This is a genomic window from Vreelandella halophila (genome assembly GCF_009856365.1).
Classification (GTDB): Bacteria; Pseudomonadota; Gammaproteobacteria; order Pseudomonadales; family Oleiphilaceae; genus Halospina; species Halospina utahensis_B.
Window position 1 is genome coordinate 389,694 of the sequence record NZ_WMEX01000004.1, and the last position, 13,376, is coordinate 403,069.

The window sequence follows — 13,376 nt, forward strand, 5'->3', positions numbered from 1 at the left end:
GCAACGTCTCCTTAAAAGCCGAGACTGGACAGCAGGTCGTCAACCTCGTCCTGTCCGGAAACCACATCCTGCTGCGAGTCGTCGATCTGGGGACCCTCGCCTTTGCTGCTCACGCCGTCTTCCTGACTGCCCTCCTCCTGATCGTGGACCACACCGGTAATGCGGTCCACATCACTGGCCATGACCATCAGCTTCACCAGATGATCCTCCACTTCCTTCACCAGCGAGGTCACCCGCTGGATCACCTGGCCGGTGAGGTCCTGGAAATCCTGCGCCAGAAGAATCTCGGAAAGATTGCCATGCAGACGATCCGAGTCCGAGACAATGCGATCCAGAAAGGCATCGATCCGCTGGTAGAGTTCCCGGAACTCGGACGGCTTCATCTCGCGGCGACGCAGCCTTCCCCAGTCCTCGCGGATGGCATTGGCCTCCTCGCGCAGGTTGGAAGCTACCGGCATGGTGTCCTCGACCAGGTCCATGGTCCGGTTGGCCGAGCGGCTGGTCAGCTGAACCACGTAATCCAGGCGGTCCGACGCATCCGCCATTTTGGAGAGTTCTTCCTGCTGCTCACGGTTCTCGGCCTTGATCTCGAAATTGCGCAGGGCTTCATGGAGGCTGCGTGTCAGGCGCCCAACCTCACGGTAGAGGCTGCGGTCGCGCACCTCACCCAGCTCAGCGATGCGCTGCATGGCATCGCTGATATTGCCCTGATCGAGGGCTTCCTTGAGGCCAGCGGCGTGCGCTTTGAGTTCCTCAGCCACTTCCTCGGTAATGTCTTCCCGGTTGAGCTCACTCATGCCATCTGCACCTGGTTCACTCGACGCGTTCAAATATCTTCTCGATCTTGTCCTTGAGCACCGCGGCCGTGAACGGCTTGACCACATAGCCGTTCACCCCCGCCTGGGCGGCGGCCACGATCTGGTCCCGCTTCGCCTCAGCGGTCACCATCAGAATCGGCAGATGCTTGAGGTTCTCATCCGCCCGGACCGCCTGAAGCAGTTCCATACCGCTCATACCCGGCATGTTCCAATCAGTCACCAGGAAGTCGAATTTGCCGTTGCGCAGCATCGGCAGCGCGGTATTACCGTCATCCGCCTCCTCGATGTTGTTGAAGCCGAGGTCGCGCAGCAGGTTCCTCACGATCCGTCTCATCGTGGAGAAATCATCCACAACAAGAATCTTCATGTTCTTGTCCAAAACAGCCTCCAAACACTCCGGTTGTTGTCACGTCTGCCTGGGCGGCCCGTGCACCAACACTCACTTTCACAGTCTAGACGTTTGTCGAGATCTAACCAGTCAGCCCCCGGTACGTTCGAGCATGCGGGCCCGCAGCCGCGCCGCAGCCTGACCGTGGATCTGGCTTACCCGTGACTCGCTGACCTCCAGCACGGCACCGATTTCCTTCAGGTTGAGCTCATCCTGATAGTAGAGCGACAGTACCAGCCGCTCCCGTTCCGGCAATTGATCAATCTCACCGGCCAGCGCACGTCGGAAATCCGCATCCTGAAGCTCGCCCTCGGGTCCTTCCTGCGGGGCCTGATCATTGATGTGTTCGTTTTTCTCCGTCAGCTCATCCAGGCTGAACAGGCGGCCGGTGGTCGCATCACTGGCACGGCTGTGGTAGTCATCCAGAGACACGCCCAGCTCATCGGCGATCTCAGCGTCCTTTGCATCACGTCCTTCCCGGCCCTCAACCGTCTGGATGGCCTCGGAAATACGGCGGGCATTGCGGTGGACTGAGCGGGGCACCCAGTCCCCACGTCGGATCTCATCCACAATGGCGCCGCGGATCCGGATGCCCGCATAGGTCTCGAAGGTCGCACCCTGGCCGGACTCATACCGGCGTGCCGCCTCCAGAAGCCCGATCATGCCGGCCTGCATCAGATCCTCAAGCTGGATATGGTCCGGCAGGCGCGCCATCAGGTGCAACGCGATCTTCTTGACCAGCGGCATGTGGGTCTCGACAAGCTCATCCACATCCGCCCGGCGCGTCTGTGTATAGAGATCCAGCGGCCCGGACTGCGTCATGGTTTGGCCACTCCCGTAAGCCCCTGCTCAAGGATGGAACGCCCTGTCAGTCCTGCACAAGCCGTTCAACAAAAAATTCAAGATGCCCCCTTGGCGATGATGGCAGCGGCCACTGGTCCACCTTCTTCGCCAGATCCCGGAATGCCTGGGATGCCTTGGCATTCGGGTACAGCTCCATGACCGTCTTCTGCCGGCGAACGGCCTTCTTCACCTGTTCATCCAGGGGAATGCTGCCCACATACTGCAGGGCAACGTCCAGAAACCGCTCAGTGACCCGGTAGAGCTTGTCGTAAAGAGCCTTGCCATCCTGCTCCGTGCGCACCATGTTCGCCAGTACCCGGAACCTGTGGGTGCCATAGTCCCGATTCATCAGCTTGATCAGGGCATAGGTATCGGTGATGGAAGTGGGCTCATCATTCACCACCAGCATCAGTTCCTGGGAAGCCCTCAGAAAACTGACCACGGACTCCGAGATCCCAGCCGCCGTGTCTACTATGAGTACGTCGATGTCATCGCCGAGTTCACTGAAGGCGGAAATGAGACCGGCATGCTCCATATGGCTGAGATTGGTCATGCGCTGGGTGCCGGAGGAGGCGGGCACGATGCGGATACCCCCGGGGCCGTCCACTAGGATGTCCGTAAGGCTGCATTCCCCGGCGAGCACATCGGAAATATTGTAGGTGGCACTGATCCCCAGCAGCACATCGATGTTCGCCAGCCCGAGGTCGGCATCAAGAACCACAACGCGCTGGCCCATCTCACTGAGGGCTATACCCAGGTTGACCGAGACGTTGCTCTTGCCGACACCGCCCTTGCCCCCGGTGACCGCGATCACCTGTACCGGTTTACTCATGCGGAATGGGCTCTCCCGTCCTGTTGCTGTTGCATTGTGAGGAGACGCCCGATCCCATGTCAGGCGCCCTCGGCCATGGCGCTTTCACCGCGATTGAGTGCCTGGTGACGGCGCACCGCCTGCTTGACCAGATCCCCGGCGCCCGCGCGGTGCAGGTCGTCGGGAATCTTCTGACCGTTGGTGTAGAACGCGACCGGCAACCGGCTCTGCGCCGCAAAGCCCACCACCTCGCCAAGCGTCAGGGCTTCGTCCGTCTTGGTCAGGATGCAGCCCGCCAACCCAACGGCATTATAGCAATGCCACGTGGATTGCATAATGCGCGGCTGGCTTGTCGCCGAAATCAGCAGATAGGGCCGCACCGGATGGCGGCTGCTGACCAGCTCCTCGATCTGCTCCTGCCAGCCACGATCCGCTGCCGTGAGGCCAGCCGTATCAATCAGGATCAGCTTGCGGTCCGACAGATCATCCAGAATGGCATCCAGGCTGTTGGCCTCGTCCACCACCCGCACCGGCACATTCAGAATGCGCCCGAACACGAACAGCTGCTCATGGGCGGCCACACGATAGCGGTCCGTGGTCACTAACGCCAGCTTTTCCGCACCGTGACGCAGCACGAACTGCGCCGCCATCTTGCCGATGGTGGTTGTCTTTCCGGAGCCGGTGGGGCCAAGCAGGGCGTAGATGCCGCCACGTTCCAGTGGATTCTCACGCACGGTTTCCACTCGGGCCGCCAGAGCCTTGAGCGCGCTCTTCCACCCGGCGTCGAGCCGCCCCTGGCCATGTTCAGCAGCCAGCTCACGGCCCTGATCGCGCGGCAGCCCAAGATCCTGAAGCCGGTCCGACAGACGCTGCTCGACCACGCCCTGGGTCTTTTCACCGGGCGTGGCGGTGCCCTGCTGGCCGTTCATCTGCTGAAGCATATCCCTCAGGGAATGGATCTCGGCCCGCATGGAGCTCAACGCATCGCCCTCCCCGCCGGGAGATGGGGTGTTTTCCGTCTCCCTCCCAGACTCGGAACTGCCAACGGCCGCTGGCCCCACCGGCTCCTGGCCGTGGTGCGAGCGCTGCTGCACCTCGCTGATGTGGGCACGGGATTTCGCCATGGCCTCCTCCAGATTACGGTGCTTCTCCGCCTGAAGCTCGGCCAGACGCGCGGCGTTGGCCTTGTCCTCGTCCGCCACGCCGAGCTGGCTTCGGACCTCACCCTCGTCGTAATCCAGTGCCGTCACGATTTCGACGCCGTCTTCCACCCGCTTGCTAGAGAGGATCACCGCATCATCACCCATTTCACTGCGGACCATCCGCAACGCCTCGGGCATGGTGGGAGCAAAAAAGCGTTTGACTTGCATGGCAGGGAACCTCCGCCGCCGTCAGTTTATTGGCCAATGGATGACACAATCGTGACCTGCTTGTTCTCCGGAATTTCCTGATAGGAAAGAACGTGCAGCCGTTCCACCCCATACCGGACAAACCTTGCCAGTACCGGTCGCAGGGGGGCCGATACCAGCAGGATGGCGGGTTTGCCAACCGCCTCCTGTTTCTGGGCCGCATCCGAGAGTGAGCGCTGGAGCTTCTCGACCATATTGGGCTCCAGGATCATGCCGATATCATCGGCCGTGCCGGATTGTTGACCCTGCTGTACAGACTTAAGCAACATCTGTTCCAGCTGCGGATCCAGCGTGATCACCGGAACCTCGCTCTCATTGCCAACCAGCTTCTGCACGATCATGCGCTTGAGCGATTTACGCGCCGCGGTGGTCAGAACGCTCGGGTCCTGACTGCGTGGCTGAACATTGACAATGGCTTCGGCGATACTGCGCATATCCCGGATCGGCACCTCCTCCAGCAGCAGGTTCTGCAGCACCTTAAGGAGCAGGCTGATGGAAACGGTGTTGGGCACCAGCTCCTCGGCCAGCTTGGGCGAGGCCTTCTCGAGCTGGTCCAGCCACTTCTGGACCTCCTCGTGGCCCAGCAGCTCGTGGGCATGCTCCTGCAGCACCTGGTTCAGGTGGGTTGCAACCACGGTGGAGGCGTCCACAACGGTGTAGCCAAGCGTCTGCGCCTGATCACGCTGGGCGGGCTCAATCCAGGTGGCATCCAGGCCGAATGCCGGATCCTTACCGGCAATCCCCTCGACCTTGCCGAACACCTGCCCTGGATCAATAGCCAGCTCCCGGTCCGGATGGATCTCCGCTTCCGCCAGCGTCACGCCCATCAGGGTAATGCGATAGACGTTGGGCATCAGATCCAGGTTGTCGCGGATGTGAACCGAGGGCATGAGAAAGCCCAGATCCTGGGAAAGCTTCTTGCGCACACCCTTGATCCGTGCCAGCAGCTGCCCCCCCTGATTCTTGTCCACCAGCGGGATCAGCCGGTACCCGACCTCAAGGCCGACAATGTCCACACTGACCACATCTTCCCAGGCCAGCTCCTTGGTTTCCCCGGTGCCGCCACCGGGCAATGCCTGCTGCTGGTCCTCAGTGATGGTCCGCTGCTGGGCGCCGCCACCCTCACCACCGGCGGCCTGGCGGGCCACCGGCGCGCTGCCGGCACCTTCCTCAACGACCTGCTGGCCGCGCTTCCAGATGAACCAGGCGACAGCCACCGCCATGCCCCCCAGGCCCATGAACGCCACCGTGGGCATGCCCGGGATCAGACTAAGTCCGATCAGGATGCCGCCGGCAATGCCGATGGCGTTCGGGGAGGAGAACATCTGCTCGACGACCTGGGAGCTCATCTCCTGGGACTTGCCCACCCGCGTCACGATGATGGCGGCAGCGGCGGAGAGCAGCAGCGAGGGGATCTGGGCGACCAGGCCGTCACCGATGGTCAGCAGCGCGTAGTTCTCAACCGCCTGACCGAAAGCCAGCCCGTGCTGGAACATGCCGATGCTGACGCCACCGACAATGTTGATGAAAAGGATCAGAAGGCCAGCAATGGCGTCGCCACGCACAAACTTGGAAGCGCCATCCATGGAACCGTAGAAATCCGCCTCACCGGCCACCTCGGCCCGGCGGTCCCGAGCTTCGTCCTGGCTGATCAGGCCGGCGTTGAGGTCGGCGTCGATGGCCATCTGTTTGCCGGGCATGGCATCCAGTGTGAACCGGGCACTGACCTCGGAGACCCGGCCCGCGCCCTTGGTCACCACGATGAAGTTGATGATCATCAGGATGGCGAACACCACCAGGCCCACGGCGTAGTTGCCGCCGATCAGCACTTCACCGAAGGACTCGATCACCTTGCCCGCGGCGGCACCGCCTTCGTGCCCGTGCAGCAGCACGATCCGGGTGGACGCCACGTTCAGCGCCAGCCGCAGCAGTGTGGCCACCAGCAGCACCGTTGGGAATGCCGCGAAATCCATGGGCCGCATGGCGTAGATCGCCACCAGGATGATCACCAGCGACAGGGCGATATTGAAAGTGAAGGCCACGTCCAGCAGGAAGACCGGAATGGGCAGGGTCATCATGCCCAGAAGCACCATGAGCATGAACGGGATCGCGACATTCCCGTCCAGAATGCCCTTCAGGCCTCTGAGTTGGTCGATTGCCCCCGCCCGATCCATGACCGTCCGGTACCTCCAAGCGCTGATAAGTGATCAGAGCGCCGTTTTTCTGGCGCCAAACCGGGTTACAGGATGGTTAGTGCAAGCGCCATACCAGATCCGTCATTCATCGCGTTTGAGGTCATCAGGAATCGGCAACGCCGGCATGACCGGTTTCTTACCCCCATTGCGGCGGTACTGCCGGAGCTGGAAGAGGTAGGCCAGAACCTGGGCCACGGCCATGTAGAGGCCTTCGGGAATGTTCTCCCCAATCTCCGCGTTGTGGTAGACGGCCCGTGCCAGCGGCGGCGTGCGCAGCACATCCACCCGATGCTCCCGCGCGATCTCCATGATCTTGGTAGCGATCTCGTCCGCCCCCTTGGCCACGACCACCGGCGCTGCCATGCTCTTGCCGTCGTACTTCAGCGCCACGGCGTAGTGTTCCGGGTTGGTGATCACCACGTCCGCGCTGGGCACATCCTCCATCATGCGCCGCTGGGTCATCTCCTGCTGCAGCTGACGGACCTTCTGCTTGACCTCGGGCTTGCCCTCGGTCTCCTTGAACTCGTCCTTTACCTCCTGCTTGGACATCCGCATCTTCTTCTGGTGATCGTGGATCTGGAAGGGCACATCGATCACGGCGATGATGATGGTGGAACAGGACAGCAGGAAGAAGCTCCAGGCCAGTGTCCAGAGCGTATGCTCGGTGGCACGGTTGGGGGATTCACTCGATATTGCAAGCAGGTCTTCCGTGCGGATATCGAGGATCGCCATGGCAATGAGGCACACCAGGGATACCTTGGCCACGCTTTTCCCCAGCTCCACCAGCGAGCGAATGCCGAACATCCGCCCCAACCCCTTGATCGGGCTCATCCGGCTGAGCTGCGGCGCCACTGCCTTGCCGGAGAGCAGGAACCCGCTGAGCATGATCGGACCCAGGAAGGCAGCCACGGCCAGGGCGATGAGCAGCGGCGTTAGCGCGACCGCAGCCGTGGTGGCAGACTGGCCCAGGTGCTGGAGCATCTGGGAGGTGTCAAAAATCTGACCCCGCTCCAGCGCGAAATTGAACTCGAGCATCTGCTTGAGTTCCCCCCCGATGGAACCGCCAAACAGCAGCAGCCCCGTAGCTCCTGCCATCAGGACCAGCGCGGTACCCAGATCCTTGGACTGGGGGACCTGCCCTTCTTCGCGGGCCTTATCGAGCCGCCTCGGGGTCGGGTCTTCCGTTTTTTCCTGGCTGTCATCACCACCACCTTCCGCCATGGAAGCACCTCCTGATCAGGTTCGCTGCATCTCACGCAGGAAGATGAATGTCTCGCGGCTGAATTCCTGGAAGTGTGGCGCCAGATCGCGCATCAGAACCCAGTTGGCGAAGAGCCCGAACAGCAGCGCGACCGGAAAGCCGATGGCGAAGATATTCATCTGGGGCGCCGCGCGTGTCATCACGCCGAAGGAGATGTACACGATCAGGACCGCCGCCATGGCCGGCAGTGCCAACAGCATGGCGCTGGCGAACAGCCAGGTCATGCGGTGGGCAAGCTGGCGGAAGGACTCGATGGCCAGGCCGTCTGTTGCGATGGGTATGGTGTTGAAGCTCTCGACCAGCACATCGAACAGCACCAGGTGCCCGTTCATCGCCAGGAACAGCAGCGTGATGCCGTTGAGGTAGAACTGGGAAAGCACCGGCACGTTCACCCCATTGGCAGGATCCACCATGGACGCAAAGCCGAGCCCCATCTGCATCGCGATCATCTGGCCCGCCACCACGAACAGCTGGAACAGCATGTAGACCGCAAACCCCATGGCGCTGCCGATCAGCACCTGCTGGATCGAGATCACCGCCATTTCCGGCGAAATCGAATCCAGCACCGGCACATCCCCCAGCATGGGCATCACCAGCACCGTCATCACCAGCGCCAGCCCTATGCGGATGCGGGCAGTGACCAGCTGGGTCCCGAAGATGGGGATCACCATCAGGAAACTTCCAATGCGGAACAGCGGCCAGAGGAACTGCCCCAGCCACTGCCCGATTGCATCCGGTCCCAGTTCAATCGGCATGGCCCTACCCGATCATGTTCGGAATGTTGTTGATCAGTTCATTGGTGTGATCCAGCAGCAGGGTCAGCAGCCAGGGCCCCCAAACGATCAGCACCAGCAGGGTCACGATCAGACGTGGCAGGAAACTCAGTGTCTGCTCGTTGATCTGGGTCGCGGCCTGGAAAGTGGAGACCACCAGCCCCACCATCAGCCCCGGGCCAATGATGGCCAACGCCATCGTCACAATCAGCCAGAGGGCATCCCGCATCAGCTCTATCACCATTTCCGGTGTCATAACGCCTCCCCTCTATAGCCCGTAACTGGCCGCCAGCGTGCCCATCACCATGACCCACCCATCCACCAGCACGAACAGCATGATCTTGAACGGCAGCGAGATGATGATCGGTGAGAGCATCATCATGCCCATGGCCATGAGCACGCTCGCCACCACCATGTCGATGATCAGGAAGGGGATGAACAGCATGAACCCGATCTGGAATGCGGTCTTGAGCTCACTGGTGACAAACGCCGGCATCAGAATCCAGAAGGACACGTCCTCGGGCCCCTCATAACTGTCCTCTTCGCCCGCGATCCGGACGAACATATTCAGGTCCGTCTTACGGGTCTGACCGATCATGAACTCCCGGAAGGGCTGGCTGGCACTCTCAACCGCCTCCATCGCGGCCATGTCCCCACTGAGATAGGGCTGCAGCGCCTCCTGATTGGCGCGCTCGAACACCGGCGACATGATGAAGATCGAGAGAAAGAGCGCGAGCCCGATCAGGATCTGGTTGGAGGGGGTCTGCTGGAGCCCGATGGCCTGGCGCAGGATGGCGAAGGTGACAATGATGCGGGTGAAGGACGTCATCATCATCAGTGCCGCCGGCAGAAAGCTCAGCGCCGTCATCAGCGCCACAATCTGCAGGGTTACGGAGTACTGCTGTTCGCCGTCCTCGGTGGTGGTGAGCGAGAGCGCCGGGATGCCCTCAGGCGCGGCCTGAGCCAGTAAGGGGGCGAACAGCAGCAGTGCCCCCGTTATCCAGGCGTACCTCGATGTCATGGATGATCCCCCTACACGTCATTGGAACCTCCCGTTGCGCCGCGCCCCATCACCTGCTGGAGCTTACGGGCGAAGTCACCACTGGCCGCGGATTGCGCCCCGGTGACAACGGGTTCATCAAAGACATGCAGGGTTCGTACCGATTGTGGCGTAATGCCTATAAGTATCTGTTTATCGCCAACTTCAACAAGAGCCACACGCTCTTTCTGGCCGACGGAGAGGACCGCGACCACCTTGAGCGCCTGAGTATTGACGCCGCCCAGGCCCTGGACGCGACGGGCGATCCAGCCGCTGAAGAGGATGAACGCCAACACCACGATCAACCCGGCTCCCAGAGTGAGCGCAGTCGTCATGGTGTCCGGCGTGCTGGCGCCGATTCCGTCACCCCCGGTTTCCTGCTGGGCTTCCTGGGCCTTAACCAGAAGTGGCATAAGCCCGGCAAGGCCCAGCGTCCAGCGAGCGTAAAGCACGGACCGGTTCATTTGGACAGCTTGCGGATGCGTTCGGAGGGGCTGATCACATCGGTGAGGCGGATGCCGAACTTCTCGTTCACCATCACCACCTCACCGTGGGCGATCAGCATACCGTTGACCAGCACATCCAGTGGCTCTCCGGCCAGCCGGTCCAGCTCAATCACCGAGCCCTGATTGAGCTGGAGCAGGTTGCGGATCGGGATGCTGGTATTACCCACTTCCATGGAGATGGTCACCGGAATATCCAGGATCACATCCAGATCCGGGTGCTGCTCCCCGCCGGGCTCGGGCTCATGGGTAAAGTCCTGCATGGGCGCCTGGCGCACATCCTCGCCGCGGCCACTGGCACCGCCCTCGCCACTGCCACCGGCTTCCGCCATGGCAGCCGCCCATTCATCACCCCGGTCATCCTCACCGCCTGAGGCCTCGCCTTCACCGGCGTCACCCATGGCCTGCTCCCATTCGGCGGCGAGCTTCTCGTCCTCGGTCATTTCCTCGCCGTTGCCGTTGTGTTCGTCTTCAGCCATTGTCCTGAACCTTCAGCTTGTTGGTGGTCTCGGGCCGTTTGATCTGATCCGTGACCCGCAGCGCCATATTGCCGTCGCGGGTGCCCAGGTTCCCCTTGTAGATGGGAATGCCATTGGCGGTCATGGTGGCGTCCTCGGGCATGTCGATGGGAATGATATCCCCCGCCTCGAACTGCGCGACCTCACGCAGGGAAATCTGGCGCTCAGCCACGGTCACGTTCACCGGCACCTCGACTTCCTTGATGTCCTCCTGCAGGGCATTGACCCAGCGTTCATCAACCTCGTCCACGTCACTCTGAACGCCGGCGTCCAGAAGCTCGCGGATGGGCTCAACCATCGAATAGGGAATGGCGATGTCCATCTCGCCACCGCCGCCGTCCAGCTCAATCTGGAAGGTGCTGACGATCACCACCTCGCTGGGGCTGACGATGTTCGCCATGGAGGGGTTCACCTCCGACGACAGGTACTCGAAGTCCACCTTGAACACCGCGCTCCAGGCCTCCTTCATGTCCTGGAATACCTGCTCCAGCACCATCTGCACAATGCGCGTCTCGGTGGGCGTGAATTCCCTGCCCTCGATCTTGGCGTGGCGCCCCTCCCCTCCGAAGAAGTTGTCCACCAGCTTGAAGACCAGCTTGGCGTCCATGATGTAGAGCGCCGTGCCCCGAAGCGGCCGCATTTTGACCAGATTGAGGCTCGTGGGCACGAAAAGGGTATGGATGTATTCCCCGAACTTCATGATCTGGATGCCGGCCGCGGCCACATCCGCGTTGCGACGCAGGAGATTGAACAGACTGATCCGGGTGTAGCGCGCAAACCGTTCGTTGATCATCTCCAGCGTCGGCATGCGCCCGCGGACGATACGGTCCTGGGTCGCCAGATCAAAGGTCTTGGCTTCACCCGTATCCTCTTCGTCATCGGTGTCCACGTCGCCATCGTCAACACCGTGGAGCAGCGCGTCGATTTCATCCTGCGACAGCAGATCCTGCATGATTATTCCCCAGCCCGGGTCCGTATCCCCGGGTCACTGCATGACAAAGTTGGTGAACAGTACCTGCTCAATCGAAGACGCGTTTTCCGCCTTAAGTACAGCGTTCACGGCGTCGCGCATATCCTCGAGCAGTGCCTGCTTGCCCTCGCGGGTGCGGAGCTGTTCAAAAGACTGCTCCTGCAGCAGCCCCCGGAGCCGGCTGCGTACAGTGGGGCGGTGACGTTCAAGCGCGGCCGAGACATCCTCCCCACGCATGACAAACGCCAGATGCAGCTGCAGATAACGCTGCTGATCCCCACTGACCGACACCACCAGCGGGTCCGCTAACTCGAAATAGCTGGCCGGCGTATGGGCTTCACTCTGCTCCTGGCTGTTGCCGCTGCCGCCTCCGAAGCTGGTTTCACCCAGAAACCAGAGGGTACCGGCTACCGACACACCAACTGCCAGAATCACACCCAGAACTGCGATGATAATGGTTTTGAACTTGCCGCCTTTACCGTTCCCGGCCATGCCGTAATCCCGTCGCTCAGTGACAGCTGCCCAAGGGCAGCAATTCGTGTGCCACCAATATAGTTGACCGGATCGGGTCAGGGCCAGCCCCGGCCTCACGCATAGGTATCAATGCCATCGTCGAGGGTGATGGTGGACTCACCGGTCGCAACCGTTTCGCCGGCGCCGCTGGCCGGACCGGAGCCGTCACGCTCACCGGATTCCCCTTCCGCGGCTTCCTCGCCGTCACCTCCCGCAGCCTCGCCGGAGACATCAAAGTCAGCCAGGTTGAGCCCCTCCTGTTCAAGCATTTCCCGCAGTCGGCTGCTGTTGAGTTCCAGCATCTCCCGCACCTGGGCATTCTGGGCATTGACGGTCACCTGGGCCTGATCATTCTGGACCGAGACGCGAACCTCGATCGGCCCCATATCCGGCGGGTTCAACTGGATATCCGCAGACTGGATGCTGCGCCCGGCCAGCCAGGCAATCTTGCCGGCAACCTGCTCACTCCACTGCTTCTGGTTCTGTACCGGGGTTTCGACGGTTGTGGTGTAGTGCCGCAGGGTGGCATCACGGGCCGCCTCGGAACGGGTGAAGCTCTGCTGGGTCAGCCCCAACGCCTCACTGCTGCGGCTCCCTGACTCCTGGCCACCACTGTTCTCCACCGCCACCAGGCGCAACCCCTCAAAACGCAGATCGGTGCTGCTGGCCTCACTGCTCTGCCCGTTCGGGCCATTCAATGCCATGCCGGAAAGCAGGTTCTGCAGGAAATTGCTGGTGCTGTTGCGGGCACTGCCATCACTGATTCCGGGCGCACTGGCTCCCTTCCCCAGGAGCTCACCCAGCGGCAACCCATTGCCTCCCCCATTGTTCGAGGATGCCTCGCTCCCATTGCCCTGACTACTGCCCTGCAGCCCATTGATCCCAGCCAGGGCTGCCAGAACGCCCTGCTGCTCGCCACTGGTCAGGTTCTCAAGCTGCTGCAGCCAGTCCGCCTCGCCTCCGGCTTCCGGACTGACATCCAATCCGCCCGAGAAAAGAGCCTGCAGTGCCTCAAGCCCGCTCCCCTCCTGTTCCTCCAGCAGGTTAGACAGCTTTTCCAGCGGAATGCCCGGCCCCTCGCGTCCCTCAAGAGCCAGGCGCAAGTCACCGCCATCGCCCCTTACGATACGACCGACCACATTGCCTTCCGCATTGCGCAATACATCGCCGGGCTTCAGGCCGTCACTGCCTTTGCCCATGAGGCCACGGTGGAGTTCGCCGAAGGCGGATGCGTCAGCACCCTTGCCATCGGCACCATTACCGGAGCGGCCGGAAACGGACGCGGTCTCGGGGGAGAGAATATCGGGCATTTGCATGGCAGAACCTTGCCTCCTG

The 13,376-nt window shown here is 61.7% G+C and carries 15 protein-coding genes; all 15 read right to left on the bottom strand.

Annotation, left to right across the window (positions count from 1 at the left end):
* Positions 1-11: 11 nt before the first annotated feature.
* Positions 12-797 carry a protein phosphatase CheZ gene (locus GLW01_RS09495; RefSeq protein ID WP_160898888.1) on the bottom strand — a complete coding sequence of 262 codons (786 nt, stop codon included), beginning with the start codon at positions 795-797 and terminating at the stop codon, positions 12-14.
* Positions 798-813: 16 nt separating this feature from the next.
* Positions 814-1,185: a chemotaxis response regulator CheY gene (cheY, locus tag GLW01_RS09500; protein ID WP_425356591.1), complete on the bottom strand. Its 372-nt coding sequence runs from the start codon at positions 1,183-1,185 to the stop codon at positions 814-816.
* A gap of 111 nt (positions 1,186-1,296) precedes the next feature.
* On the bottom strand, positions 1,297-2,028 hold the full coding sequence (locus GLW01_RS09505; RefSeq protein WP_160898889.1) for an RNA polymerase sigma factor FliA: 732 nt from the start codon (positions 2,026-2,028) through the stop codon (positions 1,297-1,299).
* Positions 2,029-2,074: 46 nt separating this feature from the next.
* Entirely contained in the window at positions 2,075-2,881 is an 807-nt protein-coding gene (locus tag GLW01_RS09510) for a MinD/ParA family protein (protein WP_151439307.1), read from the bottom strand.
* Between the two features lie 59 nt (positions 2,882-2,940).
* Positions 2,941-4,230, bottom strand: a complete 1,290-nt coding sequence (gene flhF, locus GLW01_RS09515) for a flagellar biosynthesis protein FlhF (protein ID WP_151439306.1) — start codon at positions 4,228-4,230, stop codon at positions 2,941-2,943.
* 26 nt (positions 4,231-4,256) lie between these two features.
* Positions 4,257-6,443, bottom strand: a complete 2,187-nt coding sequence (gene flhA / locus GLW01_RS09520; protein WP_151439305.1) for a flagellar biosynthesis protein FlhA — start codon at positions 6,441-6,443, stop codon at positions 4,257-4,259.
* 102 nt (positions 6,444-6,545) lie between these two features.
* Complete coding sequence (gene flhB / locus GLW01_RS09525; protein WP_160898890.1) at positions 6,546-7,685, bottom strand: flagellar biosynthesis protein FlhB; 1,140 nt, start codon at positions 7,683-7,685, stop codon at positions 6,546-6,548.
* A 15-nt stretch (positions 7,686-7,700) separates the two neighbouring features.
* Positions 7,701-8,480: a flagellar biosynthetic protein FliR gene (gene fliR, locus GLW01_RS09530; protein ID WP_160898891.1), complete on the bottom strand. Its 780-nt coding sequence runs from the start codon at positions 8,478-8,480 to the stop codon at positions 7,701-7,703.
* Between the two features lie 4 nt (positions 8,481-8,484).
* Positions 8,485-8,754 carry a flagellar biosynthesis protein FliQ gene (gene fliQ, locus GLW01_RS09535; protein WP_160898892.1) on the bottom strand — a complete coding sequence of 90 codons (270 nt, stop codon included), beginning with the start codon at positions 8,752-8,754 and terminating at the stop codon, positions 8,485-8,487.
* A 12-nt stretch (positions 8,755-8,766) separates the two neighbouring features.
* Positions 8,767-9,519, bottom strand: coding sequence for a flagellar type III secretion system pore protein FliP (gene fliP / locus GLW01_RS09540; protein ID WP_160898893.1), 753 nt, complete (start codon positions 9,517-9,519; stop codon positions 8,767-8,769).
* 11 nt (positions 9,520-9,530) lie between these two features.
* A complete protein-coding gene (gene fliO / locus GLW01_RS09545; protein WP_160898894.1) occupies positions 9,531-10,001 on the bottom strand; it encodes a flagellar biosynthetic protein FliO in 471 nt (156 codons plus the stop codon).
* Positions 9,998-10,519 (bottom strand): flagellar motor switch protein FliN, encoded by a 522-nt coding sequence (fliN, locus tag GLW01_RS09550; RefSeq protein WP_160898895.1) that lies wholly within the window; start codon positions 10,517-10,519, stop codon positions 9,998-10,000. The genes fliO and fliN overlap by 4 nt, the downstream gene beginning before the upstream one ends.
* Positions 10,512-11,510, bottom strand: a complete 999-nt coding sequence (gene fliM, locus GLW01_RS09555) for a flagellar motor switch protein FliM (RefSeq protein WP_151439298.1) — start codon at positions 11,508-11,510, stop codon at positions 10,512-10,514. Before fliM ends, fliN begins: the two co-directional genes overlap by 8 nt.
* A 33-nt stretch (positions 11,511-11,543) precedes the next feature.
* On the bottom strand, positions 11,544-12,020 hold the full coding sequence (locus GLW01_RS09560; protein ID WP_160898896.1) for a flagellar basal body-associated FliL family protein: 477 nt from the start codon (positions 12,018-12,020) through the stop codon (positions 11,544-11,546).
* A 95-nt stretch (positions 12,021-12,115) separates the two neighbouring features.
* The gene (locus GLW01_RS09565) at positions 12,116-13,357 is read right to left on the bottom strand and encodes a flagellar hook-length control protein FliK (RefSeq protein ID WP_151439296.1); all 1,242 of its coding nucleotides are present in this window, start codon (positions 13,355-13,357) and stop codon (positions 12,116-12,118) included.
* Positions 13,358-13,376 lie beyond the last annotated feature (19 nt).

Coding starts and splice junctions, on each gene's coding strand:
- GLW01_RS09495 (WP_160898888.1), bottom strand. CDS start 797: ATGAGTGAGCTCAACCGGGAAGACATTACCGAGGAAGTGGCTGAGGAA.
- fliQ (WP_160898892.1), bottom strand. CDS start 8,754: ATGACACCGGAAATGGTGATAGAGCTGATGCGGGATGCCCTCTGGCTG.
- GLW01_RS09565 (WP_151439296.1), bottom strand. CDS start 13,357: ATGCAAATGCCCGATATTCTCTCCCCCGAGACCGCGTCCGTTTCCGGC.
- flhF (WP_151439306.1), bottom strand. CDS start 4,230: ATGCAAGTCAAACGCTTTTTTGCTCCCACCATGCCCGAGGCGTTGCGG.
- fliR (WP_160898891.1), bottom strand. CDS start 8,480: ATGCCGATTGAACTGGGACCGGATGCAATCGGGCAGTGGCTGGGGCAG.
- GLW01_RS09505 (WP_160898889.1), bottom strand. CDS start 2,028: ATGACGCAGTCCGGGCCGCTGGATCTCTATACACAGACGCGCCGGGCG.
- flhA (WP_151439305.1), bottom strand. CDS start 6,443: ATGGATCGGGCGGGGGCAATCGACCAACTCAGAGGCCTGAAGGGCATT.
- fliN (WP_160898895.1), bottom strand. CDS start 10,519: ATGGCTGAAGACGAACACAACGGCAACGGCGAGGAAATGACCGAGGAC.
- cheY (WP_425356591.1), bottom strand. CDS start 1,185: ATGAAGATTCTTGTTGTGGATGATTTCTCCACGATGAGACGGATCGTG.
- fliM (WP_151439298.1), bottom strand. CDS start 11,510: ATGCAGGATCTGCTGTCGCAGGATGAAATCGACGCGCTGCTCCACGGT.
- fliO (WP_160898894.1), bottom strand. CDS start 10,001: ATGAACCGGTCCGTGCTTTACGCTCGCTGGACGCTGGGCCTTGCCGGG.
- flhB (WP_160898890.1), bottom strand. CDS start 7,685: ATGGCGGAAGGTGGTGGTGATGACAGCCAGGAAAAAACGGAAGACCCG.
- fliP (WP_160898893.1), bottom strand. CDS start 9,519: ATGACATCGAGGTACGCCTGGATAACGGGGGCACTGCTGCTGTTCGCC.
- GLW01_RS09510 (WP_151439307.1), bottom strand. CDS start 2,881: ATGAGTAAACCGGTACAGGTGATCGCGGTCACCGGGGGCAAGGGCGGT.
- GLW01_RS09560 (WP_160898896.1), bottom strand. CDS start 12,020: ATGGCCGGGAACGGTAAAGGCGGCAAGTTCAAAACCATTATCATCGCA.